At 69.4% G+C, this 26,536-nt stretch carries 28 protein-coding genes; 21 read left to right on the forward strand and 7 right to left on the reverse strand.

The genetic code is table 11. From position 1 onward, the window contains the following. Nucleotides 1-45 precede the first annotated feature (45 nt). Nucleotides 46-672: an FAD-dependent oxidoreductase gene (locus GRX01_RS07175; RefSeq protein WP_159664995.1), complete on the forward strand. Its 627-nt coding sequence runs from the start codon at nt 46-48 to the stop codon at nt 670-672. 40 nt (nt 673-712) lie between these two features. On the opposite strand, the gene GRX01_RS07180 is transcribed toward GRX01_RS07175, so the two are convergent. Next, on the reverse strand, nt 713-2,059 hold the full coding sequence (locus tag GRX01_RS07180; RefSeq protein WP_159664998.1) for an alkaline phosphatase family protein: 1,347 nt from the start codon (nt 2,057-2,059) through the stop codon (nt 713-715). A gap of 162 nt (nt 2,060-2,221) precedes the next feature. Here GRX01_RS07180 and GRX01_RS07185 point away from each other — a divergent pair, with 162 nt between their 5' ends. Further along, complete coding sequence (locus GRX01_RS07185; RefSeq protein WP_159665001.1) at nt 2,222-3,583, forward strand: MFS transporter; 1,362 nt, start codon at nt 2,222-2,224, stop codon at nt 3,581-3,583. Between the two features lie 119 nt (nt 3,584-3,702). Here GRX01_RS07185 and GRX01_RS07190 read toward each other — a convergent pair whose 3' ends face one another. Further along, nucleotides 3,703-4,134, reverse strand: a complete 432-nt coding sequence (locus GRX01_RS07190) for a hypothetical protein (protein WP_159665004.1) — start codon at nt 4,132-4,134, stop codon at nt 3,703-3,705. Nucleotides 4,135-4,308: 174 nt separating this feature from the next. Between GRX01_RS07190 and GRX01_RS07195 the strand changes: the two genes are divergently transcribed. Beyond that, entirely contained in the window at nt 4,309-4,647 is a 339-nt protein-coding gene (locus GRX01_RS07195; protein ID WP_321167952.1) for a DUF7536 family protein, read from the forward strand. A gap of 45 nt (nt 4,648-4,692) precedes the next feature. Next, nucleotides 4,693-4,929, forward strand: coding sequence for a hypothetical protein (locus tag GRX01_RS07200; protein ID WP_159665007.1), 237 nt, complete (start codon nt 4,693-4,695; stop codon nt 4,927-4,929). Nucleotides 4,930-4,936: 7 nt separating this feature from the next. Here the strand turns inward: GRX01_RS07200 and GRX01_RS07205 are convergent, their stop codons facing one another. The 4 genes from GRX01_RS07205 to GRX01_RS07220 all read right to left on the reverse strand — a co-directional run bounded on the left by GRX01_RS07205 (nt 4,937) and on the right by GRX01_RS07220 (nt 8,415). Beyond that, on the reverse strand, nt 4,937-6,259 hold the full coding sequence (locus GRX01_RS07205; protein WP_159665010.1) for a potassium channel family protein: 1,323 nt from the start codon (nt 6,257-6,259) through the stop codon (nt 4,937-4,939). Nucleotides 6,260-6,309: 50 nt separating this feature from the next. Continuing rightward, the gene (locus GRX01_RS07210; protein WP_159665013.1) at nt 6,310-6,789 is read right to left on the reverse strand and encodes a PaaI family thioesterase; all 480 of its coding nucleotides are present in this window, start codon (nt 6,787-6,789) and stop codon (nt 6,310-6,312) included. 83 nt (nt 6,790-6,872) lie between these two features. After that, nucleotides 6,873-7,520, reverse strand: coding sequence for a DUF502 domain-containing protein (locus GRX01_RS07215; protein WP_159665016.1), 648 nt, complete (start codon nt 7,518-7,520; stop codon nt 6,873-6,875). A gap of 55 nt (nt 7,521-7,575) precedes the next feature. Then, on the reverse strand, nt 7,576-8,415 hold the full coding sequence (locus GRX01_RS07220; RefSeq protein ID WP_159665019.1) for a proline dehydrogenase family protein: 840 nt from the start codon (nt 8,413-8,415) through the stop codon (nt 7,576-7,578). A 153-nt stretch (nt 8,416-8,568) separates the two neighbouring features. Between GRX01_RS07220 and GRX01_RS07225 the strand changes: the two genes are divergently transcribed. The 17 genes from GRX01_RS07225 to GRX01_RS07305 all read left to right on the forward strand — a co-directional run bounded on the left by GRX01_RS07225 (nt 8,569) and on the right by GRX01_RS07305 (nt 25,178). Next, nucleotides 8,569-9,117 (forward strand): CDP-2,3-bis-(O-geranylgeranyl)-sn-glycerol synthase, encoded by a 549-nt coding sequence (locus tag GRX01_RS07225; RefSeq protein WP_159665022.1) that lies wholly within the window; start codon nt 8,569-8,571, stop codon nt 9,115-9,117. Between the two features lie 78 nt (nt 9,118-9,195). Beyond that, a complete protein-coding gene (locus GRX01_RS07230) occupies nt 9,196-9,708 on the forward strand; it encodes a hypothetical protein (protein WP_159665025.1) in 513 nt (170 codons plus the stop codon). A gap of 117 nt (nt 9,709-9,825) precedes the next feature. Continuing rightward, a complete protein-coding gene (gene pyrE, locus GRX01_RS07235) occupies nt 9,826-10,371 on the forward strand; it encodes an orotate phosphoribosyltransferase (RefSeq protein ID WP_159665028.1) in 546 nt (181 codons plus the stop codon). A 153-nt stretch (nt 10,372-10,524) separates the two neighbouring features. Next, nucleotides 10,525-11,238, forward strand: coding sequence for a phosphoribosyltransferase family protein (locus GRX01_RS07240; RefSeq protein WP_159665031.1), 714 nt, complete (start codon nt 10,525-10,527; stop codon nt 11,236-11,238). Nucleotides 11,239-11,431: 193 nt separating this feature from the next. Further along, nucleotides 11,432-12,838 (forward strand): NCS2 family permease, encoded by a 1,407-nt coding sequence (locus GRX01_RS07245; RefSeq protein WP_159665034.1) that lies wholly within the window; start codon nt 11,432-11,434, stop codon nt 12,836-12,838. Nucleotides 12,839-12,942: 104 nt separating this feature from the next. Continuing rightward, the gene (locus GRX01_RS07250; protein ID WP_159665037.1) at nt 12,943-14,361 is read left to right on the forward strand and encodes an aryl-sulfate sulfotransferase; all 1,419 of its coding nucleotides are present in this window, start codon (nt 12,943-12,945) and stop codon (nt 14,359-14,361) included. A gap of 254 nt (nt 14,362-14,615) precedes the next feature. Next, nucleotides 14,616-14,948 (forward strand): ATP synthase archaeal subunit H, encoded by a 333-nt coding sequence (gene ahaH / locus GRX01_RS07255; protein ID WP_159665040.1) that lies wholly within the window; start codon nt 14,616-14,618, stop codon nt 14,946-14,948. Beyond that, nucleotides 14,935-17,199: a V-type ATP synthase subunit I gene (locus GRX01_RS07260; protein ID WP_159665043.1), complete on the forward strand. Its 2,265-nt coding sequence runs from the start codon at nt 14,935-14,937 to the stop codon at nt 17,197-17,199. The genes ahaH and GRX01_RS07260 overlap by 14 nt, the downstream gene beginning before the upstream one ends. A gap of 208 nt (nt 17,200-17,407) precedes the next feature. Further along, a complete protein-coding gene (locus GRX01_RS07265; protein WP_159665046.1) occupies nt 17,408-17,668 on the forward strand; it encodes a F0F1 ATP synthase subunit C in 261 nt (86 codons plus the stop codon). 20 nt (nt 17,669-17,688) lie between these two features. Continuing rightward, the gene (locus tag GRX01_RS07270) at nt 17,689-18,273 is read left to right on the forward strand and encodes a V-type ATP synthase subunit E (RefSeq protein ID WP_159665049.1); all 585 of its coding nucleotides are present in this window, start codon (nt 17,689-17,691) and stop codon (nt 18,271-18,273) included. Beyond that, complete coding sequence (locus tag GRX01_RS07275; protein ID WP_159665052.1) at nt 18,266-19,318, forward strand: V-type ATP synthase subunit C; 1,053 nt, start codon at nt 18,266-18,268, stop codon at nt 19,316-19,318. Before GRX01_RS07270 ends, GRX01_RS07275 begins: the two co-directional genes overlap by 8 nt. Next, nucleotides 19,315-19,638, forward strand: a complete 324-nt coding sequence (locus GRX01_RS07280; protein WP_159665055.1) for a V-type ATP synthase subunit F — start codon at nt 19,315-19,317, stop codon at nt 19,636-19,638. The genes GRX01_RS07275 and GRX01_RS07280 overlap by 4 nt, the downstream gene beginning before the upstream one ends. Nucleotides 19,639-19,642: 4 nt before the next feature. Continuing rightward, on the forward strand, nt 19,643-21,406 hold the full coding sequence (locus tag GRX01_RS07285) for an ATP synthase subunit A (protein WP_159665058.1): 1,764 nt from the start codon (nt 19,643-19,645) through the stop codon (nt 21,404-21,406). A gap of 3 nt (nt 21,407-21,409) precedes the next feature. Continuing rightward, nucleotides 21,410-22,840, forward strand: coding sequence for an ATP synthase subunit B (locus GRX01_RS07290; protein ID WP_159665060.1), 1,431 nt, complete (start codon nt 21,410-21,412; stop codon nt 22,838-22,840). A gap of 179 nt (nt 22,841-23,019) precedes the next feature. After that, nucleotides 23,020-23,727 (forward strand): V-type ATP synthase subunit D, encoded by a 708-nt coding sequence (locus GRX01_RS07295; RefSeq protein WP_159665063.1) that lies wholly within the window; start codon nt 23,020-23,022, stop codon nt 23,725-23,727. Nucleotides 23,728-23,784: 57 nt separating this feature from the next. After that, nucleotides 23,785-24,228, forward strand: coding sequence for a DUF6276 family protein (locus GRX01_RS07300; protein ID WP_159665066.1), 444 nt, complete (start codon nt 23,785-23,787; stop codon nt 24,226-24,228). Nucleotides 24,229-24,290: 62 nt separating this feature from the next. Continuing rightward, entirely contained in the window at nt 24,291-25,178 is an 888-nt protein-coding gene (locus tag GRX01_RS07305) for a DMT family transporter (RefSeq protein ID WP_159665069.1), read from the forward strand. A gap of 91 nt (nt 25,179-25,269) precedes the next feature. Here the strand turns inward: GRX01_RS07305 and prf1 are convergent, their stop codons facing one another. Next, nucleotides 25,270-26,535: a peptide chain release factor aRF-1 gene (gene prf1, locus GRX01_RS07310; protein WP_159665072.1), complete on the reverse strand. Its 1,266-nt coding sequence runs from the start codon at nt 26,533-26,535 to the stop codon at nt 25,270-25,272. Between the last annotated feature and the right edge of the window lies 1 nt (nt 26,536).

The following is a 26,536-nucleotide window of genomic DNA, read 5'->3' on the forward strand; positions in this document are numbered from 1 at the left end:
TCCCGAAGCGACAGGTTCGGGTACCCGGCGCGGGAACCGGTCCGCATGGACGCCACAGTCGCGGTGCGGTCGGTCGCGGAGGTCGGTCCCGACACGGTCGCGGTGACGCTCGACTCGCCCGACGGGTTCGACGGCAAGCCGGGACAGTTCGTCCGGTTCACCGCCGTCGTCGGCGGCGAGGAGGAGTCGCGGTTCTACACGATCTCCTCGCCCGACACCGAGGGGTCCTTCGAGACGACCGTCGGCCTCGACGGCGGCGACTTCGCCGCACACCTCGCGGGGCTGTCGGAGGGCGACGAGATCGAGATGACCGGTCCCTTCGGCGACGACTACTACGAGGGTGAGTCGCGCGCGGTCGTCCTCGCGGGCGGCCCGGGCGTCGGCCCCGCGGTCGCCATCGCGGAGGCCGCGCTCGCGGCGGGGAACGAGGCCGCCGTCGTCTACCGGGACGGCGAACCGGCCCACGGAGAGCGCCTCGACGACCTGCGCGAGCGAGGCGCCAGCGTCGTCATCGCCGACGGTCCCATCGCCGACGCGGTCGCGGCGGCGGTGACGGGCGCCGACGGCGAGCAGGCGTTCGTCTACGGCTTCGCGGACTTCGTCGACGAGGCGGTCGCGGCGCTGGAGGCGGCGGGATACGCGGGCGACGCGAAGGTCGAGAACTTCGGATAGGCGGTCGCGCGGGCCGCGACGAGCGGGTCGCGCGGGCGAGTCAGACGAGACTGGCGCCGTCGAAGTCGCCGCGGGCGCGGTCCACGTCCATCAGCTCGAGGATCGTCGGCGCGATGTCGAACAGGTCCGCGTCGGCGATGGTCGCGTCGGGGTCGTCGACGAACAGCGTCGCGTTCTCGAAGCTGTGCATCCCGTTGCGCGGTCCCGTCGAGAAGACGCCGTCGTCGTGCGGCTTGAACTTCGACTTCAGGTCGAACCCGTGGTTCGGGATGATCGTCAGGTCCGGCGCGATGTCGTCGTGGTCGCCGCGGAACGCGTCCTGCTTCTCGACGACGCGCTTGGCGACGGGCGTGCCGTCGGGGCCCTCGAGCGACTCGATGTCGGCCTTCAGCTCGTCGCGGACGGCCTCGTAGTCGGACTGGGGCACCGAGCCGCGGGGCTCGCGCCCCTCGAGGTTGATGTAGAGACGACCGGGAATGAGCGAGTACGCGCGCGCGTCGTCGTCGATGTCGCTCAACTCCTCGTGGTCGTCGTCCTCGAAGGAGAGCCACCCCTCGTCCTGGAGCCACTGGTTGATCTCGACCTCGTAGTCCTGCACGGTGAAGCCGTGGTCGGAGGCGACGACGAGCGTGACGTCGTCCGGGAGCATCTCGCGGATCTCGCCGACGTAGTCGTCGACCTTCTCGTAGAACTCCATGAACTCCTCGTAGTACTCGCCGTCGCGGGCGTAGTCCTCGAACAGGAAGTGGTTCACCCGGTCGGTCGTCATGAAGACGCCGAAGAACAGGTCCCAGTCGTCCTGCTTGAGGTAGTGACTGAACGCCTCGAACCGCCTGTCGAGGGTCTCGTGGGAGACGTCGAGGAACTCCGATTTGTCGTCCTTGTGCCCGAGCTTCGCGTTCGTGTCGATGCGGTAGTCGATCGACTCCAGATACTCCCGGAGGTCGTCGGGGTAGGCGGCCTTGTCGACGCCCGGCGAGAGGAACCCGGAGACCATGCGCTGGACGTTGCGCTGGGGCGGGAACGTCACCGGAACGTTCAGGACCGTCGCGTCGCGGCCGTCGTCGGCGATCCGGTCCCAGATGCGCGTCGCCTGCACGTCGCGACCCATCGGAACGTACGTGTCGTAGCTCCCGATCTCACGGTCCTGAAAGCCGTAAACGCCCGTCTCGCCCGGATTCACGCCCGTCGTGAGCGCCGGCCAGCAGGCCGACGACTCCGGCGGCACGATCGAGTCGATGGCGGCGGCCGATCCCTCGTCGGCGAGCGCGGCGAAGTTCGGGAACCGGTCGGGGTGTTCGGCGAGCAGCGAGTGGGGTACCCCGTCGATACCGATGAACGCGACCCGCGGGTCGTCGTCCCCGCGGAGCCGATCGAATAGTCCCATGGGAACTCCTTCCGCGGGGGCGGGTAAAGTAATTCAGGTTCCGTCGGCCGGTGACGGCTGTCTCCGACGGCGGCAACGTCTGCCGTCCGGCGGGTGTGGCGGGCGACGACTGCCGCGCGCTCGTCGGTACCGTTTTGTCGGCGCCGCTCGCAGGCACCCCGAATGCCGGACGACGGCCGTGCTCCGACCGACGTCCGTCGCGACAACGAGCGGACCGACCGCCCCGGCGACGACGCCGACCCCGACCCGTTCGACGCGTTCCGGCAGCTCCGGGCGCTCCCCGGCGACGTGCTCGTGTTGTCGCTGGCGATGTTCGCGTTCAGCCTCGGCTTTCAGGCGACCGGCCGGTACCTCCCGCAGTACCTCGCGGTGCTCGGCGCGTCCAGCCTCGCGCTCGGGGCGTTCGGATCCGTCGGCAACCTCGTCTCGGCGGTGTTCCCGTACCCCGGCGGCGCGCTGTCGGATCGCCTCGGCTCGCGCACGTCGCTCACGCTGTTCGGGTTCGCCTCGACGCTCGGCTTCCTCGTGTGGTGGGCGGCGGACCCGTTCCGGAGCGTGGCGGTCGGCCCGACGAACCTCGCGGTCGTCATGGTGTTTCTGGGGCTGTTCCTCTCACAGGCGTGGAAGTCGTTCGGCCTCGGCGCGACCTTCGCGATCGTGAAGCAGTCCGTGCCCGCGGACCGACTCGCCTCCGGCTTCGCGGCCACCGAGACGTTCCGACGGACGGCGTTTCTCCTCGGCCCGCTGCTCGTCGCCGCCGTCCTCTCGGCGTACGCGTTCACCGAGGGCTTTCGGCTCGTGTTGTTGGGGGCGGCGGTCGTCGGGGGGATCGCAACGGTCGCGCAGTTCGCCCTCTACGACGCCTCCAACGACTCCATCGGGGACTCCTTCGAGGGCGTCGCCTCGGTTGTCGATGACCTCCGGTCGCTCCCGGACACGCTCCGCCCGTTGCTGGTCGGCGACACGCTGGTGCGGTTCGCCAACGGAATGGTGTACGTGTTCTTCGTGCGCGTCGTCGTCGACGTGCTCGCCGTGGGCGCGACACTCCCGGTCGTCGGCGACCTCTCGCCGGAGGCGTACTTCGGCGTCCTGCTCGGCGTCGAGATGGCCGTCGCCCTGCTCACGATGGTGCCGGTCGCGCGGCTCGCGCGGTCGGTCGGCCTCAAGCCGGTGGTCGCGCTCGGCTTCGCCGTCTACGCCGTGTTCCCCGCGATGCTGATCTTCGCGCCGCCGGACGCGACGGTGCTGGCGGCGATGTTCGCGTTCTCCGGGCTCCGCTTCGCGGGACTCCCCGCCCACAAGGCGCTCATCGTCGGGCCGGCCGAGGCCGACGCCGGCGGACGGGTCACCGGGACCTACTACCTCGTTCGGAACGTGATCACGATCCCGAGCGCCCTCGTCGGCGGCTGGATCTACGGGCGCTCGCCCGAGACGGCGTTCGCCCTCGCGACGGCCGTCGGACTCGTCGGCGTGGCGTACTTCCTCCTGGAGGGTCGAGAGTTCGCGGCGTACTCGAACGGGTGACCGCCCAGCGATCAGGATCGCGGACCGACCGAATCGGGTCGGAGAGTGAAGAGTGAGCAATCGGGGAGCGGAACGACCGGTGCCCGAGCGATGTCGGCGCGGTTCCCGAGTGCGGTCGCTCAGGCTCCGTCGGCCGCCTCGACCGCCCGCGACAGGAGGTCGACGACCGAATCGAGCGCGTCGAGCCCGTCCCGTTTCGCCACGGCCCCGGCGACGTCGGGCCCCGAATCGAGGTCGTCGACGGCGCCCGAGAGCACCACGACCGGGACGTCCGTCTCGACCTGATGGACCGCGGTCGCCACCTCGGCGGCGTCGGTCAGTGGCGGCCGGTGGTCGGTGACGACGGCGTCGGCTCCGGACCGGACCGCCGAGGCGGCGTCGTCGGCCCCGTCCGCGTTGACGACGTCGATCCCGGAGTACGACCGCCGGAGATAGGCGTCCGCCAGCCCGGCGAAATCGTCGTCCGGCTCGACGTGGACGACCCGGAGGTCTCCCGGGTCGTCGTCGCGGTCTCGATCCCCCCCTGTCCGGTACGAGTCGTGTGTCGACATCCTCGCGTCGCGACGTGCACAATGGCACTATTTAACATGAACGATGCCGTCAACGGCTGCGGGATCGTCCGATGGCGGACACCCAGCGCTCGGCCCCCAGGGATCGACGCGTGACTGTCGGCGCCCGACGCCGCGTGGCGATGGGGATTTGAGGTGGGGGCGCCAACACCGACCGTGAGCGAGGAGTCACGCGACGGCGCCGACGGGTCCGTTCCCTCCGAGTCGCGTCCCGACCGTCCCCCGATCGCGGGGCTGCTGGAGACGTTGTCGGTGAAGCGCAACGCGGCGGTCGGGGCGGTCGTCGGCGTCGCGCTCGCCGTCGCCGTGTACGCGGTCCGGGCGCTCGAACTGCTCGGGCCGGCGGGCGGCACCCGCGAGTACCCGGTGCTCGGCCCGGACGGCTACTTCCTCCTGCTCGCGTTCGTGCTCGCGTCGGCGACGACGCTGTTCGTCGTCTCGGTGCTGACGGTCGTCTCCGCGATCCGGGCTCTCCGCGCCGACGACGCGCCCTGAGCGACGGGTCGGTTCGGCACCGAAACCGTCGACTTCGTGCGAAACGTGACCGATCCGTATGGTCGTGCTCGCCGGCGGTCCGGTCGTTCGGCCGCTGCTGACTGGAGTGCTGTTCTCGTCCCGACGCTCGCGTTCCTCTGGCTGCCTCGTCTCCTCGACCGGCTCCGGATCGACGTGCTCGTCGAGCACACGGTGCGGATGGCCGCGGACGACGGCGCGACCGCCGAGGACGTCGTGAGGCGAGCGGACCCGGCCGTCACGGTCGGCTCCCGACGCCCGTGAGTCCGTCTCAGTTGGTGTCGAACTCCTCGGGGGACCCGGCCAGCGCCGTGAACCGCTCGGCGCCCGCGCGGGTTCCCTTCGCGATGAGCACGTCGCCGACGCGCAGTCGCGTTCCCGCTCCCGGCGAGACGATCCACTCGCCGTCCTCGTCTTGGGTCTCGCCGTCGTTCCCGTCCTCCGCGGCGGCTGGGTCGTCCCGGGCCCCCTCCTCGTCGGCGCGACCGTCGCCCTCCTCCCGGCGACCGCGACGGACGGCGATGACGCGCATGCCGGTCTCCGTCTTCACCTCGCGGTCTCCCAACGTCGCACCGGCGAGCCCCGACTCCGGTGCGACGACCGTGCGGACGATGACCTCGTCGGACTCCTCGACGGCCTCCGCGACGACCGGGTGCGCCTCCAGCCCGCGGAGGACGCCCTCGCTGATCTCGAGGGCGGCGTCGCTGATCACCTCGGTCGCCGACGCGAGGTGGACCAGCCCCCGCAGCGACACCGGGTCGTCGACGCCGGCGGCCGCCCGGAGCGTCCACGCCTCGAAGCGGGACTGCAGGGCGTCAACCTCCGCCTCCAGCTCGGCGACCTCCTCGGCGACGCCCCGGCTGTCGAACAGCACGGCGCCGTAGGCCAGATCGACCGCGAGCTCGCTCATGTTCTTCATCAGGACGATGGAGTCGACGGCGCGTTCGAGGTCGGCGACGGCCGGCTCGGGCGACGCCGGGGGCTCGTACGCCTCCCCCGAGGCCGCCTCGTACACCTCGCTCAGTCCCTCGTCGAACCCCCGGAGGATCAGCGCGTCGCCCGCGCGGAGCTCGGTCTCGCGGTCCGGGTTGGTGATCCAGCGGGCCTTGCCGGTCGCCTGCTCGCGGCGGACGGCGATGACGCGCACCCCCGTCTCGGTCTCCATGTTGATGCCGGCGAGGGTCCGGCCGACGTACGGCGAGTCGTCGGCGACGGGGACGCGCACGAGCGTCTCGACGGCCTCCGGCAGCGCCGCCCGCATCGCGTCGGGGAGGCCCACCTCCTCGAGCACGACCTTCGCGATGTCGCCCGCGGCGTCGCTGATCTTCTCGGCGGCGCCGACGACGCCCAGCACGGGCGCCAGATCCTCCACGTCCTCGGGCGAGCGCGCGGCCATCATCACGCTCATGCGCGCCTGCAACTGGAGCACGTCCATCCGCGACTCCAGCGCCAGCACCTCCGCCGCGAGGTCCGGGCTCCCGTGCAGCACCGCCGAGTACGACAGGTCGATGAGCAGCTCCGCGGTGTCCTTCATCTCGGCCAGCACGGCCTTCACGCTCGTCGGCTCGTACTCGACGGGCTCGTCTCGGTGCATCCGGTCGGGGAACGGTTCGACGGGCCGGCCCAAAAGGGTTGCTCGGGCGCCTACTCCCGGTCGGCGTCCCGGAACAGCCGGTAGGAGGTCCGACCGACGGCGACGTCCTTCTGCTCGCCGTCGGGGGCGACGCTGGAGACCAGCGTGTCGGTGAAGCCCATCGAGCCGCCGGCTCGCAACACCTCGGCCTCGACGCGGAGGTCGTTGGTGGCGGGGCGGAGGTAGGTGACGTTGAGGTCGGTCGTCGCCAGCGACCCGGTGGTCGGCTCGTCGAACGTCGACCGCAGGGCGAACCCGGAGGCGGTGTCCACGAGCGTCGCCGCGATGCCGCCGTGGACCGATCCCACCGGCGACCCCGGGTTGATCAGCTTCTCGTCGTACGGGACGGACATGACGATCCGGCCGCGATCGAGCTCCTCGACGGTCAGATCGAGCCACGAGAGGAAGCCGTGGCTCTCGATGAACGCCTGCAGGAGCTCGACGTGGTCGGCGTCGATCGGATCGGATCCGTCGGTCGGGCCGTCGTGCATGTCCCGAGCACCGCCGGGGGCGTACTTCACGGTTCGGTTCGACCGGCCGCGAGCGAAGCGTCGACCGAACGGTGCCCCGGCGCTCAGTCCTCGCCGGCGACGCCGTCGATATCGCCGATAGCGGTCTCCTCGGGGGCCTTCGCCCCATTCCCGCCCTCGCCGAAGCCGGCCGAGAGGATGCGGGTGAGCGCCTCCTCGACCTTCTCGTCGGTCTCCTGCAGGTCGTCGGGGTCGACCTCCATGACGAACCCGGTGGTGATGTTCGGCGCGGTCGGCATGAACACGACCTCGCGACCGTCGTCCGTGGTCTTGCCCGTCTTGAACGCCGTCATTCGCATGCCGTTCCACGGCTCCAGCTTCACGGGCGTCTGGAGGTCCTCGGTCCCCGTGAGCGCGGTTTCTACGGCCAGCTTCGAGGCGTTGTAGATTACGCGGAGCCCCGGAACGCGGTTGATGGCGTCGTCGATGACCCCCTCGGCGAGCCGCCCGGCGGTCGTTCGCATCAGGTACCCCGCGGAGAACACCAACAGGACGAACACCACGAGCGCGGTGATCACCTCGGCGAACTCGTAGACGGCGAGATATCGCGGGTCCGGATTCTCAGGCGTGATCGTCGGAACGAACGGAAGCGCCGACAGGAGGTTGTACAACCAGTTGGTGACGAAGAGGATGACGAGAAGCGGCGTGATCACGACCAGCCCGCTCGCGAAGTCGCGCTTCCACGTGGACATTCGGAGTTCGTCCCTTACTCGGGGACGGGGCCATATCAGCCCTTCTACACGGCGCTCACACGCCGACGACCGCTCGAAGGGCGAACAGGGCGTTCTCCTTGCGCTCGCGCACGCGGCGGGAGAAGTACGAGAGCCACTTGTCCCCGTAGGGCGCGTACTGCCAGGTCTCGACGCCCTCGCTCGCGAGCCGCCGCTGTTCGTCCTCCCGGACGCCCATGAGCAGCTGCACCTCGTAGTCGGCGTCGTACTCGGCCGCCAGCTCCGCCGCGAACGAGATCATCGCCGGGTCGTGGCTGCCGACGGCGATCCCGTCGTCGCGCTCCTTGAACAGGAACTCGAGGTCCTCGCGGTACGCCTCGTTCACGTCGGCCTTGTCGGTGTACGCGATCGACTCGGGCTCGTCGTAGGCGCCCTTCACGAGCCGGATCTTCCCGGGCACGTCCGCCAGCCGGTCGAGGTCCGAGCGGGTGCGACGCAGGTTCGCCTGCACGCACTGCCCGACGCCGCCGTCGAACTCGCGGGCCAGCGTCTCGAACGCGTCGAGCGTCGCGTCGGTCGTGTCGGCGTCCTCCATGTCACACCAGACGAACACGCCGTGCTCGTCGGCGACCTCGACGACCCGGCGGAAGTTCTCGCGGAACACCCCGTCGGAGATATCGATCCCGAGCTGTGAGGGCTTCACGGAGACGCAGGCGTCGAGATCGGTTCCGCCGATGTCTCGGATCACGGAGGCGTACGCCTCGACGTCGGCGTCGGCCTTCGCGCGGTCGTGGTAGTGTTCGCCGAGGAGGTTGAGGATCACCTTCACGCCGTCCTCGTTGGCGCGGCGGACGTGGTCGAACGCCGCCGCCGGCGTCTCGCCCGCGACGAACCGGCTGGCGATGGGCGGGATCATGTCGGTGGCAACGCTTGCCGCCCGCGTGTCTTGAGTTCAGGGGATCCGTCGCGACGCCGTCGCCGGGCCGCCGGTCGGGTCGACGGCGTTCGACACACGCCGGCGCGTCGGAACCCCGCCCACTTAACATCGAACGCGAACCAGCCGCATTCGATGACCGCACTGGTCGGACTCGTCGCGGGCGCGCTGTGGGCGATGCTGCCGGCGTACGTCCCGAACAACGCCGCCGTGCTCGCGGGCGGGGGCGCCCCGATCGACGGCGGGCGGACGTGGGACGGCCGCCGCGTGCTCGGCGACGGCAAGACGTGGCGCGGCACCGCCGTCGGCACGCTCGTGGGCGTCGCACTCGCGTTCGCGCTCAACGCCGTCGCCGGGGCCGCCGGCGCCGCCGTCGGCGTCGACCTGCCGGGATTCCCGCCGCTGGCGGCGCTCGGGCTCGCGTTGGGCGCGATGCTCGGCGACATCGGCGCCTCGTTCCTCAAGCGCCGGTCGGGGCGCGAGCGGGGCGCCTCCTTCCCCGGGCTCGACCAGCTCGACTTCGTCGTCGGCGCGCTCGGGCTCGCGCTGGTGCTTTCCCCCGCGTGGACGCTCGAGACGTTCACGCTCGAACGCCTCGCCGTCGTGCTCGTCGCGACGCCGCTCCTGCACGTCGTCACGAACGTCATCGCGTACCTGATCGGCGCGAAGAACGAGCCGTGGTGACGACGCGCACGACCCGTCGGACTCACTCGTGAGAATCGGGGCGCTGTGGTTTTGAGGGATAGTCGCGACGGTCCGGGCGTGAGCGAATCGGACACGGCCGAGTCGAGCGATCCTCCCGAGGGCGTCGAGGAGGAGGGCGACCTGTCGCCCCGCGAGCACGTCCGGGTCATGTTTCCGACCATCGCGCTGGCGTTCATGCTGGTCGCGGCCGCCAGCGTCGCCGGGATCGGCGGCGTCGTCGCGACCGGACTCGGCGGCGAGCCGATCGACCGGCCCGAGGGGTTCTCCTTCTCCATCGACGGGGAGGGCGACGACACCGCGATCGTGGTCACCCATCGCGACGGCGCCGTGCCCTCGGTGGAGCGCGTCGTCGTCGTCGACGAGGCCGGCACGAAGGTGCCGTGGACGGACCTCCGAACCGACGAGGGCGAGGCGCGGATCACCGGCCGCAGCGCGCTCGCGTGTCCGACGCAGGGAGCGACGTATCGCGTCGTCTTCGAGGGCCGCGCGGCCGACCACACCGTCGGCGCCTACGAGGTCGGCGCGCCGATCCCCGCGAGCGTCATCGAGCGGTGTGAGGCGGCGAACTGACCGGCGCCGTCGGTCCCCGCGGGACCGCGAGCAGGAAGGTCTCGCCTGTTCCGTGGCGAGCGCCCGCGGCGACCGCGGACCGATAGCCTTTCGCGGCGTCGCGCGCCTCCCACGGGTATGAGCGACTCCACCGACGGCGCCGTCGGCGACGCGGAGCTGATCGCCGCGCTTCGGGACGCGGAGGCCGTCCTGTTCGGCGAGTTCGAACTCTCCCACGGCGGGACGAGCGACTACTACGTCGACAAGTATCGCTTCGAGACGGACCCCACCTGCCTGGGACTCATCGCCGAGGCGTACGCCGAGCGCGTCGGCGACGCGACGCTCGCGGGCGTCGCCCTCGGCGCCGTTCCGCTGGTGGCCGCGACCGCCGTCGAGACCGGCTCGCCGTACCTCATCGTCCGAAAGGCCGCCAAGGAGTACGGGACCGGAAACCGGATCGAGGGGACGTTCGACGAGGGCGAGGAGGTCGTCGTTCTGGAGGACATCGCGACGACCGGCCAGTCCGCGCTCGACGCCGTTGAGGCGCTGCGAGAGGCGGGCGCGACCGTTAACAGGGTGCTCGTCGTCGTCGATCGCGAGGAGGGAGCCGCGGAGCTCCTCGCCGAACACGACGTGGAGCTGGAGTCGTTGCTGACGGCGACGCGTCTCCTCGAGGACGAGTAGCGGCCCCTTAGACACGGGTTCTCTCGTCTGTTCTTCGCGTGTCCAGCCCGCGGCGGCGGCCGTGCGATGAGGTATACACACATACGCAACGCTGGCAGATCCGGCCGTAGCTGAATCCGAAGTGTTCATAGTTGCACGAACGAGCATAGATCCATGAACAGGGCCGAGAAGGCCGCCCTGCAGTTGCAGGCGGTCGCCGTGTTGCGGACGCTGAAGGAGACGCGAACGTACGACGAGCTCGCGGAGGTAACCGGTCTGCCGGCGGGCGACCTGAACCGCTACGTCAACGGACACGTCCTGCCGGGCGCCGAGCGCGCTCGGGAGGTCGTCGGCGGCATCGGTCGCGAGACGCTCGCCGCCGAACTGGAGGCGCGAATCGGCTTCGACGACGAGGGGTACGTCGACAACTCCGGCGTCGTGTTCGACCAACCGTTCCTCGACCTGGTGGCGCCAGTCGCCGCCGAGTCGTTCGACTTCGAGACGCCCGACGTGGTGCTCACCGCCGCGACAGACGGGATCACGCTGGGGGCGGCCATGGCGAGTCACTTCGACGCCCGCGTCGCTTACGCGAAGAAGTCCAAGGAGACGGCCGTCGAGGAGTTCATCGAGTCGCGCCAGCGCCTCGCCTCCGGCATCGAGCTCACGTACTACCTTCCCGCGAGCGCCATCGACGCCGGCGAGTCCGTGCTCGTCGTCGACGACCTCATCCGATCGGGGGAGACGCAGGAGCTCCTGCTCGACATCGCCCTGCAGGCGGACGCCGAGGTGACGGGCGTGTTCGCGCTCATCGCCGTCGGCGAGGAGGGAACCGACCGGGCCGCCGAGATAACGGACGCGCCGGTCGGAGCCCTGGCGCGGTTCGAGTAGGGCGGACCGTCCGCGAGCGCTGTCCCGTCGCACGAGTGGATCTCGTTGCGGCCGGACCGTTGTCACGATCGACCGCCGTCGCGGACGACCCCTCGACAGTGTGACGCGTTCTCGTCAGTAAGTATCCATGTTTGTGTATATATTGTCGGTATAAAGCCGAATGGTTAAGTGATATATGCACAAGTGTGGCGATATGGGCCTGCAACAGCGGTTGGCTGAGTACTTCGAGTTCGAGGAGCTCGGGACGGACCTCGGGACCGAGGTCGTCGCCGGGGTATCCACGTTCCTGACGATGAGCTACATCGTCTTCGTGAACCCGAGCATCCTCGTCGGCATCGAGGGCGAGAAGCCGGGGATCATCGTCGACGGGGTCTCGTACGCACAGACCCTGCAGATGGTGGCGGTCGTGACGCTGATCGCCGCCGCGGTGGCGACGCTGATCATGGCGCTGTATGCGAAACGGCCGTTCGGGCAGGCGCCCGGACTCGGCCTGAACGCGTTCTTCGCGTTCACCGTCGTCGGCGCCCTCGGGATCCCGTGGGAGACGGCGCTGGCGGCCGTCGTCGTGGAGGGACTGCTCTTCATCGCGCTCACCGCGGTCGGCGCGCGCGAGTACGTCATCAACGTCTTCCCGACGCCCGTGAAGCTCGCGGTCGGCACCGGGATCGGGCTGTTCCTCGCGATCATCGGGCTGGAGGCGATGGGCGTCGTCGTCGACGACCCCGCGACGCTCGTGACGCTCGGGTCGGTCGCCTCCGACCCGGTCGCGATCGTCTCCATCCTCGGGCTGTTCCTGACGTTCGGACTGTACGCCCGCGGCGTCACCGGCTCGGTCGTCATCGGCATCCTGTTCACGACCGTGCTCGGCTTCCTCGCGGCGCGGTTCGGCCTCGGGCCGGCCGACGCGCTCGTGGGGAACCTCACGGCGCAGGCGACGTACGATATCACGCCGCTCGCGGGCTCGTTCATCGGCGGGCTCTCGAACGTCGAGCCGTTCGCCTTCGCGCTCATCGTGTTCACGTTCTTCTTCGTCGACTTCTTCGACACCGCCGGCACGCTCGTCGGCGTCTCGCAGGTCGCTGGGTTCCTCGACGAGGAGGGCGACCTGCCGGACATCGACAAGCCGCTGATGGCCGACGCCGTCGGCACCACCGTCGGCGGGATGCTCGGCACCTCGACGGTGACGACGTACATCGAGTCAGCCGTCGGCGTCGAGGAGGGCGGCCGCTCGGGAATGACGGCGCTCGTGGTCGCGCTGCTGTTCCTGGCGGCGCTGGCCGTCGTCCCCCTGGCGGCGGCGATCCCGCTGTACGCCAGCCACATCGCGCTGGTCGTCATCGGCGTCGTGATGCTGCGCAACGTCGTCGAGGTCGCGTGGGACGATCTGACGGCCGCCATCCCGGCCGGGATGACGGTGCTCGTCATGCCGTTCACGTACTCGATCGCGTACGGCATCGCCGCCGGTATCGTCACGTACCCGCTCGTGAAGCTCGCCGCCGGGCGCGCCGACGAGACTCGTCCCGGTCACTGGGTGCTCGCGGGCGCGTTCGTCGTCTACTTCGTCGTCCGAACGAGCGGCGTCCTCTCCGCCGCGGTCTGAGGGAGACCCCGTTCGGGGCCGGTCGACATCCCCGACGACGTGCCGCTCTCATACCGCCGGACCGGAGCACAAGAGTTTCCATCCCACATCCCGCCGTTCGGGGTATGGCTTCCTCCCTCCCCGTCTCCAGGCGGACGGCCGCCCGGGCGCTCGTCGCGCTCGTCGTCGTCGGCCTGTTCGCCCCCGCCGCGGCACAGGCGATCGCGCCGGGAGACTCGGGCACGCCGGGCACCGTCGGCCTCGAGGCCGGCACGATCGACTCCGAGGCGAACAACGACACCGTGGTCGCGATCCAGGGCTTCCACTTCCAGGGACAGGGCTCACAGAAGAAGCCAGCCCGACTGGTCCAGGTGACGCCCGACGGGTCGACCGACTGGGTGTACGACGGGTCGAACCAGAACGCGCGGTGGTTCTACGACGTCGACCCGCTCCCGAACGGGAACCTCCTCGTCGTCGGGACGAACCCGGACGGAACGACGGTCGCGGAGATCGACCGCGAGACGCGCGAGCCGGTGTGGACGGAGCGGTTCGACTTCCACGACACCCACGACGTGGACATGCTGCCGAACGGGAACCTCCTCATCGCGAACATGCGCAACTGGAACGAGGAGGAGCAGCGGTCGGACGACCGGATCCTCGTCTACAACCGGACGACCGACGAGACCGTCTGGGAGTGGACGTTCCGCGAGCACTACCCCAACTCCACGGACGGCGGGTTCAACGAGGACTGGACGCACGTCAACGACGTGGACCGCATCGCCGAGGGACAGTACCTCGTCTCCCCGCGCAACTTCGATCAGGCGATCGTGGTGAACCGGTCGACCGGGGAGATCGACTACCGCCTCGGGACCGACGGGAACCACGACGTGCTCAACGAACAGCACAACCCCGACTGGCTCGTCAGCGAGGACGGCAACCCGACGGTGCTCGTCGCCGACTCCGAGAACGACCGCGTCGTCGAGTACGAGCGCCGTGACGGCGAGTGGGTCGAGACGTGGGAAGTCGGCACCGGACAGCTCTCGTGGCCGCGCGACGCCGATCGACTGCCGAACGGGAACACGCTCATCACGGACTCGCTCAACCACCGGGTCATCGAGGTGACGCCGCGCGGCGAGATCGTCTGGGAGTACTACGCCACGTGGGGACCGTACGACGCCGAGCGGATCGGGACCGGCGACGAGTCGAACGGCCCGACGATGGCGGACCAGGGCGTCTCCGGGAGCTATCGGCTGTACGGCTCCGCCGGGCTCATCGAGGGGACCGGCGACAGCGCGACGTTCGCCGCCACGGTACAGAACACCTTCGCGGGCACGGCGCTCGCCGGCCCCGCGCGGGCGTTCGCGACCCGGTGGGCCCACGTGACGCCGTGGATCCGACCGGTCTGGATGGGCTCGTGGCCGTTCGCCGGCGTCGTGGCCGGACTGATCGTCCTCGTCGGCTGGGCGCTCGGCGAGGTGTTCGCGTCGCGCGAGGCCATCGGACGTGGCCTCCGCAGGGCGGCGGGGGAGGTTCGCGCTCGCTGATCGGAGCATCGTCGACCGTCGTCCCGCTCGCTTCGCTCACGGTGACTCCGTTCCCCGTCCCGCTCGCTTCGCTCACGGTGACTCCGTTCCCCGTCCGCGTCTCGGGGGCTCACTGTGTTCACCCCCGGTTCGCTCTCGTGGCCGAAAACCGCCGTCGATAGTCGTCTCGCTCGCTCGCTCCACGACGCCACTGACGCCTGCGTTCCGCAAACACCTTATATCGACGTGGGATAACCCACAGACGACGAGTATCCATGCCGAGACCCGAAGTTCTCGAACGCGTGAAGGAGGCCGAAGCCGATGCCGAGGAGATCGTCGCCGAGGCCGAGGCCGACCGCGAGGCGCGGATCTCGGAGGCCCGGTCGGAGGCCGACGAGATCGTCGCCGAGGCCGAGGCCGAGGCCGACAGCATCGAGCAGGAGCGCCTCGACGAGGCACGCGAACAGATCGAGGAGAAGCGTGAGGAGACCATCGCGGCGGGCCGCCGCGAGCGGAACGAACTCGTCGACGAGGCGAGCGACCGGGTCGACGAGGTCGTCGAGTTCGCGGTGGAACGGTTCGAGGAGGCGGTACATGCTCAGGCCTGAGCGGATGAGCAAGGTCTCGGTGACCGGCTCCAAGGCGTACATGGAGTCGGTCGTCGAGGCGGTTCACGAGCTCAACCTCCTGCACGTCACCGAGTACGGCGGCGGTTGGGAGGGGTTCGTTCAGGGTAACCCGCAGTCGGGCGCGGAGGACGCGGCCGAGAAGCTGGTCACCGTTCGTTCGCTGAAGTCCATGCTCGGCGTCGAGGGCGACGACGCGGGGCCGACCCGCGTGGTCGACGACGACGAGCTGACGGCCGAGCTCGAGGAGCTCCGCGAGGAGGTCAACGCGATCGACGACCGCCGCGACGAGATCCGCTCACAGCTCCGGTCCGTCGAGGAACGCATCGAGGCGGTCGAGCCGTTCGCCGAGCTCGGTATCGACCTCGACCTGCTGCAGGGCTACGATTCCGTGCAGGTCGCGGTCGGCGAGGGCGACCGCGACACCGTCGAGCGCGCCGTCCTCGACGCGCCCGCGCTCACCGAGTACCAGTTGTTCGGCGACGACGTGTTCGCCGTCTTCGCGCGTCCCGACCGCGACGCCGACGAGAGCGCGCTCTCCGACGCGCTGGTGGGAGCCGAGTTCGCCGCCATCGAGGTGCCCGACGTCGAGGACGACAGCGTCTCGCCGGAGGCGTACGTCGCCGAGCTCGAGCGCGAGCGGGAGTCGTTGGAGTCGGACCTCGAGTCGGTCGAGAGCGAGCTCGACACGCTTCGATCGGACGCGGCCGGCTTCCTGCTGGCCGCCGAGGAGAAGCTCGCTATCGAGGTTCAGAAGACGGAGGCGCCGCTGTCGTACGCGACGACGCGCAACGCGTTCGTCGCCGAGGGGTGGATCCCCACCGACAGCTACACCGAGTTCAAGTCGGCGGTGCAGGACGCGGTCGGCGGCCACGCCGAGGTCGAGGAGATCGAGCGCGCCTCCTTCGGCGCCGACGGCGAGGTGCAGGTCCGCGAGGACGTGCCCCCATCCGTCGAGGACGCCGGTCCGGACGAGGAGCTCGAGGCGGGCGACGAGGACGAACGCGAGTCCAAGCGCGCCGTCGCCGACGGCTCCGGCGGCTCGGTCGTCATGCGCGACGACGACCCGCCGGTCGTGCAGGACAACTCGGGGATCGTCTCGCCGTTCGAGGTGCTCGTGCAGGCGGTCGGGCGCCCGAACTACCGCGAGTTCGACCCGACGGTCGTCCTGTTCCTCACGTTCCCGGCGTTCTTCGGGTTCATGATCGGCGACCTCGGCTACGGCATCCTCTACGGGCTCATCGGCTACTATCTGTACTCGAACTTCGACTCGCAGGCGTTCAAGTCCATGGGCGGCGTCACCATCGCGGCCGGTATCTTCACCGCGATCTTCGGCGTCCTCTACGGCGAGTTCTTCGGCCTCCACGTCATCTCGACGTACTTCTGGGAGGGCGTCGTCGGCCTCTCCAGCGCCCCGATACACAAGGGGCTGCAGCCGGCCGACATCTACTGGGCGCAGGCGTGGCTGGTCGTCTCCGCGCTCGTCGCGCTCGTCCACCTCAACGTGGGGTACGTCTTCGGCTTCCTCGAGGAGCTCGAGTTCCACGGGCCGAAGGCGGCGATCACCGAGAAGGGTTCGTGGTTGCTGGGCATGAACGGCCTCTGGCTGCTCGTGTTCAGCCGGCTGGCCGCCGGCACCGCGCCCTCGTTCATCTACACCGTCTTCGACGGGACCGGGGCGGCGCCGGAGGCGACGGGCGAGTACGCCAAGGCGGCGTTCGCGCTCGGGTTCAACGGCTTCCCGCCCGTCGTCGGCTACGTCGGCCTCGCGATGTTCCTCGTCGGCGCGCTCCTGCTGCTACTGGGTGCGCCCGCCGAGCTGCTGGAGATCTTCGACGTGCTCGTGAACGTGCTGAGCTACACCCGGATCGCCGCGGTGCTGCTCGCCAAGGCGGGGATGGCGTTCGTCGTCAACCTCCTGTTCTTCGGCGTGTACGAGCACCACGGCGAGTACCACTACATGCTCTCGCACGGACCCGAGTACTACGCCGCCGAGTACGGCGCCGAGGCGATCCTGTTCCCCGGGCTCGCCCACGGCGGCGTGGCGGCGCTCGTCGGCGGGCTGCTCATCCTGGTGATCGGGCACGTCCTCGTGCTCGCGCTGGGGGTGACCTCCGCCGGTCTGCAGGCCGTCCGTCTGGAGTACTACGAGTTCTTCTCGAAGTTCTTCGACGGCGGCGGCACCGAATACGAGCCGTTCGGTCGCGTCCGTCGGTTCACCGCCGACGAGTAGACCGGACCGTCGAACCGGCCGGACCGTCGGACGGTCCCGGCTCGGTTTCGCGGCTGTCGACCGTGCTCGGATGTGGACGATTCACACGCCCAGCGACGCGTCACACGTCCGTATTCCGGACTCTCGTCGCTCTCTTTGGGAACCTTTATGCACTCCACAGGTGCAACACAGACTTGTCCGGAGTTAGGCAATCCGCCTACCGAATACCATGCTCGAAATCGCATCCGAAGTCGGCAACGTTGTACTGCAGGAGACCGGATCCAGTTCCCCCGCCATCACCGCCAACGCGGCGGCGGCGCTCGCCGTGGGCCTCGCCGCGTTCGGCGCGGGCTATGCGGAGCGCGGCATCGGTTCGGCCGCGATCGGGGCCGTCGCCGAGGACGAGGACCTGTTCGTGTCCGGGCTGATCTTCACGGTCCTCCCGGAGACCCTCGTCATTCTCGCACTGGTCACCATCTTCCTGGTCTAAACCGCTTCCTCCCTTTCATCATGAGTTTGGAGACCGTCGTCGAAGACATCCGAGACGAGGCCCGCGCGCGTGCGGAGGACATCCGCGAAGAGGGCGAGGAGCGCGCCGCGGAGATCGTCTCGGAGGCCGAGGAGGAGGCCGAACGAGTGGTCCAGGAGCGAGAACAGCAGGTCGAGCGACAGATCGAACAGGAGCGCGAGCAGACGCTCTCGGCGGCGAAGCTGGAGGCGAAACAGCAGCGGCTCGAGGCGCGCCGCGACGTGCTCGCCGACGTGCGCGAGGGAACCGAGGCCGCCATCGCGGACCTCGAGGGCGACCGGCGCGAGGAGCTGACGCGCGCGCTCCTCGACGCCGCGGCCGTCGAGTTCGAGGACGACGAGTCCGTCGCGGTTCGCGGCCGAGCGGACGACGAGGAGCTGTTGACCGAGATCCTCGACGACTACGAGGGCTGGTCGTTCGCCGGCGAGCGCGAGTGCCTCGGCGGCGTCGTCGTCGAGAGCGAGGAGTCGCGCGTCCGGGTGAACAACACGTTCGACTCGGTCCTCGAGGCCGTCTGGGAGGACAACCTCAAGGAGCTGAGCGACCGACTGTTCGACGATGAGTAGTCGCGCCGGCACGTCGAACCCCGAGTACGTGAACGCCCGCGTCCGATCGCGGCGGTCGTCGCTGTTCGAGGAGGACGACTACCGGAAGCTGGTCAGGATGAGCCCGGCGGAGATCGCCCGGTTCATGGAGGAATCGCCGGCGTACGAGGAGGAGATCAACGCGCTCGGCTCACGGTTCTCGGGCGTCGACCTCATCGAGTACGCGCTGAACGCGAGCCTCGCCGAGGACTTCGAGGACATCCTCCGCTGGGCCGAGGGGGAGCTGTACGGGCACGTCGCCCGCTACCTCCGGAAGTTCGACGCGTGGAACGTGAAGACCGTCCTGCGGGGCATCTACTCGGACACCGAGCGCGAGGCCGTCGCCGACGACCTCATCCGCGCCGGGGAGTTCGACGACCGACTGCTCGACCGGCTGCTCGACGCGGGCACCGTCGAGGAGGCCGTCGAGGTGCTGTCGTCGACGGTGTTCGGCGACGCGCTCGCGGACGCCCTCGACGACTACGAGTCCGAGGGCGTGCTGGTGCCGCTCGAGAACGCGGTCGACCGCGCGTACTACGACCTCCTGCGGACCGACGACCTCTCCGGCGAGGCGCTGTCGGAGTACCGCGAGTTCCTCGAGGCGGAGATCGACTTCCGCAACGCGATCAACGCCCTGCGGCTGGCGCGGTCGGGGGCCGACCTCGACCCGTCGGAGTACTACATCGAGGGCGGCGTCCTGTTCTCCGCGGGCGAACTCCAGCAGCTGGCGTCGAACACCGACGAGCTGATCGATCGAGTCCGCGAGTCGCGGTACGGCGACCGGCTCTCCGACGCGCTGGCGGAGCTCGAGGGGGCCGAGAGCCTCATCGCGTTCGAGCACGCGCTGGAGGCGGCGCTGCTCGAGTACGCGGACTCGCTCGGGCTGATCCACCCGCTGTCGGTGACGCCCGTCGTGTCGTACGTGCTCGCGAAGGAGCGTGAGGTCGACAACATCCGCGCCATCGCGCGCGGGAAGGAGGCCGGCCTCGACCCCGAGGAGATCGAATCCGAGTTGGTGATTATATGAGTCAGGAGATCGCGGTGATCGGCAGTCCCGAGTTCACCACCGGCTTCCGGCTCGCCGGCGTCCGGAAGTGCGAGAACGTCCCGGAGGACGAGAAGGACGAGCGCCTCGACGAGGCGGTCGAGGAGACGCTCGCGGACGACGGCGTCGGCATCGTCGTGATGCTCGACGAGGACCTCGAGCACCTCTCGCGGACCGTCCGCCGGGACGTGGAGGGCAGCGTGGAACCGGTGTTGGTCACGCTCGGCGGCGGCGCCGGGAGCGGCCTACGCGAACAGATCAAGAGAGCCATCGGGATCGACCTGATGGACGAGGACGAGTGAACACATGAGTCAGGCAACCGAAACCGAGACGACCGAAGGAACCGGACGCATCAAGAGCGTGAGCGGTCCGGTCGTGAAGGCCGTCGACCTCGACGCCCGGATGAACGACGTCGTCTACGTGGGCGACGAAGGGCTGATGGGCGAGGTGATCGAGATCGAGGGTGACGTCACGACCATTCAGGTGTACGAGGAGACCTCGGGGGTCGCCCCCCAGGAGCCCGTCGAGAACACGGGCGAACCCCTCTCCGTGGACCTGGGGCCGGGGATGCTGGACGCCATCTACGACGGCGTCCAGCGCCCGCTCGACGTGCTGGAGGAGAAGATGGACAGCGCGTTCCTCGACCGCGGGGTCGACGCGCCCGGCATCGACCTGGAGAAGGAGTGGGAGTTCACTCCCGAGGTCGAGGTCGGCGACAGCGTGGAGGCCGGCGACATCGTCGGCGTCGTCCCCGAGACGGTCACCATCGACCACAAGGTCATGGTGCCGCCGGACTACGAGGGCGGCGTCGTCGAGAGCGTCGAGGAGGGCGCGTTCACCGTGGACGACGCCGTCGTCACGCTCGAGAACGGCGAGGAGATCTCGATGCGCCAGGAGTGGCCGGTCCGCGAGAAGCGGCCGACCATCGAGAAGCGAACGCCCCGCGAGCCGCTCGTGTCGGGCCAGCGCATCCTCGACGGCCTCTTCCCGATCGCCAAGGGCGGTACCGCGGCGATCCCGGGCCCGTTCGGCTCCGGGAAGACGGTCACCCAGCACAGCCTCGCCAAGTTCGCCGACGCCGACATCGTCGTCTACGTCGGCTGCGGCGAGCGCGGCAACGAGATGACCGAGGTCATCGAGGACTTCCCCGAGCTGGAGGACCCGAAGAACGGGAACTCCCTGATGGCCCGGACCTCGCTCATCGCGAACACCTCGAACATGCCCGTCGCGGCCCGCGAGTCGTGCGTGTACACCGGCATCACCATCGCCGAGTACTACCGCGACATGGGGTACGACGTGGCGCTGATGGCCGACTCCACCTCGCGGTGGGCGGAGGCCATGCGCGAGATCTCCTCCCGGCTGGAGGAGATGCCCGGCGAGGAGGGGTACCCCGCGTACCTCGCCGCCCGCCTGGCGGAGTTCTACGAGCGCGCCGGCTACTTCGAGAACCTCAACGGCACCGAGGGGTCCGTCTCCGCGATCGGCGCGGTCAGCCCGCCCGGCGGCGACTTCTCGGAGCCGGTCACCCAGAACACGCTGCGCATCGTGAAGACGTTCTGGGCGCTGGACGCCGACCTGGCGGAGCGCCGCCACTTCCCGGCCATCAACTGGAACGAGTCGTACTCGCTGTACCAGGACCAGCTCGACCCGTGGTTCAAGGAGAACGTCGCGGAGGACTGGCCCGAGCGGCGGCAGTGGGCCGTCGACACGCTCGACGAGGAGGGTGAACTCCAGGAGATCGTCCAGCTCGTCGGGAAGGACGCCCTGCCGGAGGACCAGCAGCTCATCCTCGAGGTGGCGCGGTACCTGCGTGAGGGCTACCTCCAGCAGAACGCCTTCATCGACGTGGACATGTACTGTCCGCCCGAGAAGACGTACGCGATCCTCACGACGATCCAGACGTTCAACGACGAGGCGTTCGACGCGCTCGACGCCGGCGTCCCCATCGAGGACATCACCGACATCGACGCGGCGCCGAAGCTCAACCGGATCGCGACCCAGGAGGACTGGGAGGCGTACGTCGACGAACTGAAGTCGGACATCACCGAGCAGATCCGCTCGCTCTACTGAATCATGAAAGAGTATCAGACAATCACGGAAGTCAGCGGCCCGCTGGTGTTCGCCGAGGTCGACGAGCCCATCGGCTACGACGAGATGGTCGAGATCGAGACGCCGAGCGGCGAGACGAAGCGCGGACAGGTCCTCGAGAGCGAGGACGGCATCGTCGCCATCCAGGTGTTCGAGGGAACGACCGGCATCGACCGCAACGCGTCCGTCCGCTTCCTGGGCGAGACGCTGAAGATGCCCGTCACCGAGGACCTCCTCGGGCGGGTGATGGACGGTTCCGGCAACCCGATCGACGGCGGTCCGGACATCGTCCCGGACGAGCGCCGCGACATCGTCGGGGCCGCGATCAACCCGTACAGTCGGGAGTACCCCGAGGACTTCATCCAGACGGGCGTGTCCGCCATCGACGGGATGAACACGCTCGTGCGCGGCCAGAAGCTCCCGATCTTCTCGGGCTCGGGCCTGCCGCACAACGACCTCGCGCTCCAGATCGCCCGCCAGGCGACCGTCCCGGAGGAGGAGGGCGAGGGCGACGACGACGAGTCGGAGTTCGCGGTGATCTTCGGCGCGATGGGTATCACTCAGGAGGAGGCCAACGAGTTCATGGACGACTTCGAGCGGACGGGCGCGCTGGAGCGCTCGGTCGTCTTCATGAACCTCGCGGACGACCCCGCGGTCGAGCGGACGGTCACGCCGCGACTCGCGCTGACGACGGCGGAGTACCTCGCCTTCGACAAGGGGTACCACGTGCTCGTCGTCCTGACGGACATGACCAACTACTGCGAGGCGCTGCGGGAGATCGGCGCGGCCCGCGAGGAGGTGCCCGGTCGCCGTGGCTACCCGGGGTACATGTACACCGACCTGGCGCAGCTGTACGAGCGCGCGGGTCGCCTCAAGGACCGCGAGGGCTCGGTCACGCAGATCCCGATCCTCACGATGCCGGGGGACGACGACACGCACCCGATCCCCGACCTGACGGGGTACATCACGGAGGGGCAGATCATGATGGACCGTCCCCTCCACAGCCAGGGCATCGAGCCGCCCGTGAACGTGCTGCCCAGCCTGTCGCGACTGATGGACGACGGTATCGGCGAGGGCCTCACCCGCGCCGATCACGCCGACGTGTCCGACCAGATGTACGCGGCGTACGCGGAGGGCGAGGACCTCCGCGACCTCGTGAACATCGTCGGCCGCGAGGCGCTGTCCGAGCGCGACAACAAGTACCTCGACTTCGCGGACGCCTTCGAGGAGGAGTTCGTCGAGCAGGGCTTCGACACCAACCGGACGATCGACGAGACGGTCGAACTCGGCTGGGACCTGCTGTCGACGCTGCCGAGGACGGAGCTCAACCGCGTCGACGAGGACCTCATCGAGGAGCACTACCGCGAGGACGCGGCCGCGTCGGACGCCGAGACCGAGGAAGTCTCCGCGGACTGAACCCACAGCTCCGTTCGGTCAGTTTTTCTCGTTACCCGGGTCTCGACTGCTCAGGACGGACAGTCGCCACACAGCGGACCGGGACGACGTGTCGGGGGAGGAACGCCCCTCCGCGCCCCGCACGCGCACGCCGACTAACAAGGGTTAACACGCTCGCCGCGCAACGCACTCGCAAGACTATGGCGAACGACGTCAAACCGACCCGGAAGAACCTCATGGAGATAGAGGACCGGATCGACCTCTCCGAGCGGGGCCACGACACGCTCGAGCAGAAGCGCGACGGCCTCATCATGGAGTTCATGGACATCCTCGATCAGGCACAGGACGTCCGCGACAAGCTCGAGGGCGACTACGACACGGCCCAGGACAAGATCAACAAGGCGCGCGCGATGGAGGGTGACGTGGCCGTTCGCGGCGCCGCGGCGGCGCTGAAGGAGCACCCCGAGATCACGACCCAGTCGAAGAACATCATGGGCGTGGTCGTCCCGCAGATCGAGTCCTCGAAGGTGCGGAAGGACCTCGACGAGCGCGGCTACGGCGTGCTCGGCTCGTCGGCCCGGATCGACGAGGCGGCCGACGCCTACGAGGAGCTGATCGAGTCGATCATCCTCGCGGCGGAGGTCGAGACGGCGATGAAGAAGATGCTCGAGGAGATCGAGACCACCAAGCGCCGCGTCAACGCGCTGGAGTTCAAGCTCCTGCCCGACCTCAACGAGAACAAGGAGTACATCGAGCAGAAGCTCGAGGAGCAGGAGCGGGAGGAGATCTTCCGGCTCAAGAAGATCAAGGCGAAGAAGGAAGAGGAGGAGAAGGAGGAGGAGGCCGAGGCGGCCGCGGAGGCCGAGGCGGAAGCGCTCGAGGCGGGCGTCGCCGAGAGCGACGACTGACGCCGGGGTACCGTTCGCCGTCCGGAACTTTATATCGGTCCGCCCGTACCGCCGGGTGTGACCTGCCCCCACTGCGACACCGCAGTCGTCGCGTTTCCCGTCCCGGAGGACCTCCGTTCGCACGCGCCCGAGGACGCCGCGGCGGCGAGCATCTGTCCCGGCTGTCTCGCCGTCGGCGCCGTCGACGGCGACGGAGTCGCCGACCCCGAGGCGGACGCGGCGACCGCCGGCGACGCCGCCCCGGAGTTCGACCGCGTCCACGAGTCGTTCCCGGCCGGTGAGGGCGCCGTCGCGTTCGCGCTGCTGATCGGAACGTTGCCCTCCATCGCCCTGCACAGGGAGTCCGCGGCCACGCTTCGCGAGCGTGCCGAACGCGAGGGCGTCGACACCGCCCTCGCGTTCGACCGGCTGGTCGAGGCGGTCCACGAGGCGGAGATCGTCCCCGAGTTCGATCTGGAGCGGCGAGTTCGACAGCTCGACTCCCTGTTGGACCGTCGCTGACCGGGACGGACCGAACGGCAAGACGTATGCCGCGGGTCGGCCTCCGACCCGAACACGAACCGATGGACAGCGACACGGCCGGAACCCTCCTCGTGCTCGCGTCGGCGGCGGCCTTCGGCACGCTCGGCGTGCTCGGCGCGGTGGCGTTCCGGGCCGGACTGTCCGTGCCGTCGGCGCTCGCGCTCCGGTTCGCCGTCGGGACGCTCGTCCTCTGGGGTGGGCTGCTCGGCTATCGCGCGGTGGCCGGCGACGACGCGCCGACGCTCGGGCTGCCGACCCGCGAGACGCTCACCGCGGTCGCGCTGGGCGCGGTCGGCTACGCGGGCGTCAGCTACGGGTTCTTCGTCGGCGTCGAGCGCATGAGCGCCGGGCTCGCGACCGTGCTCCTGTACACGTACCCGCTGTTCGTCGTCGCGCTCGCGGCGACGTTCCTCGACGAGCCGGTCGGTGCCAGGACGGTCGTCGCGGCGGGACTCACCCTCGGGGGCGTGATCCTCATCTCCCGAGGCGGGGCGAGCGCCTTCGATCCCGTCGGCGCTGCCGCGACGGTCGCCGCCGCAGGACTGTACGCGGCGTACATCGTCGTCTCGCGGGTGACGCTGGAGACGACCGACGAGCGCGTGCTCACCGCCTACGTCGCCCCCGCGGCCGCGGTGTCGCTGGCGATCGTGGCCGCGCTCACCGACGCGATCACGCTCCCGACGACGGTCACGGGATGGGGGGCGGTCGTCGCGCTCGGCGTCGTCGCGACCGCGTTCGCGATGGTCGCGTTCTTCGCCGGGCTGGCGCGCGTCGGCGCCGGACGGGCGGGGGTGCTCTCGACGGCGGAGCCGGCGGTGGCGGTCGCGTTGGGTGCCGCGCTCCTGGGGGAGCCGGTGACACCCACGATCGTCGCGGGCGGTGCGCTGGTGATCGTCGGGGTCGTACTGGTCCGGACCGCCGGCGAGTGACGCCGGGCGAAGCGGAAGAATGGACGAGGAGAGGCGGAGGCGACGTGGGGGGTCGAGAACGGCCGGGCGGCGATCGACGCGCCGGGTCGGCTTACACGCCCGTCGAGTAGCGGAGGATGCCGGCGACGCCGCCGAAGGCGTCCATGAGCTGGTCGCCCTTCTCGAAGTCGGTGGAGATGAACTTCGTCTCCGTGCCGCGCTGCTCGGCGATGTCGATGAGGTGCTCGACGACGTCCTCGCGCTCGCCGGCGTCGCTCGCGGGGACCGTCTCCCCGCACTCCTCGCACTCGTGTTCGGGCGTCGAGTGGCGCCGCTCGACGACCTCGCGCTCCTCGTGGCCGTTCGGGCAGGTGTACGTGACGACGTCGTCCTGCAGGTCCTCCGACAGGAGTAGGCGTTCGACCGAGCCCATGATGAGGTTGCGGCGGGTCTGCTCGAAGCCGTAGGTCGCCTTGTCGCCGGTGTGAAGGTTCTCGAAGAACTCCTCCATCTCCCGCTTGTCCTTCATCACCTCCTGGTCGGCGAGCACGTCGCCCGCGGCGTCGACCAAGTCGTACAGCCCCGACTCGTCGGTGTAAGCCACGTCGAACTTCCCGAGCACGTGGTCCTGCAGCTCGTGGTGGAGGTAGTCGCCGTCGAGGAACTCGTCCTTCGTCGGCGACGGGCCGCCCACGAGGATCCCCTCGAGGTCGTGGCGCTTGTCGACCATCAGGTCGTTCGCCATCCCCGCGACCTCCTGATAGAAGTTGTCGATGGCCTCCAGACGGAGACGGGCGAACCGCTGGGCGGACTGGCCGCCCTTCCGCTGCTTGCCGGGCACCAGCGAGGAGGCGGACTTGACGGGCACGACGCGCTTGCCCTTGAGCCAGCCGACGTTCGCCTCTCGTCGGTCGAGGACGATGAGCCCGAACAACCCCTTGTCGGTCATCATGTCCTCCAGCGGCTGGGTGAGGAAGTCCGAGTCGCAGTGGTACCGGAACGACTGGATCGGCTCGGGCGGCGACTCCAGCACCTTCGTCACCATCTCGGTCTGCCCGCCGCCGGAGTCGACCGCCCCGGAGAAGATGACGATCCCGTTGTCGGGCGGGTAGACGTCGTAGTAGCGGAGTCGATCCTTGATGCTCGTGAGCGCGTCCTGGACGGCCGTCCGGGTCTGCTTGGACTTGATGTTGGACGCCTCGCTGTGCTCCTGGGTGACGTGGGCGACCACGTCGGAGATCTGCTTGTCGTCGGGAATGTAGATCGTGACGAGCTGAGTCCCCGAGCCCTCGAAGTCGTCGAGCTCGTCGAGGACCTTCCGGAACTCGTACTTCCGGCGGTCGTCGCTCGCCTGCCCCTCCTGGGCGTCGCTGCTCATT

Origin of the sequence: Halobaculum saliterrae (genome assembly GCF_009831625.1) — an archaeon.
Taxonomy (GTDB): domain Archaea; phylum Halobacteriota; class Halobacteria; order Halobacteriales; family Haloferacaceae; genus Halobaculum; species Halobaculum saliterrae.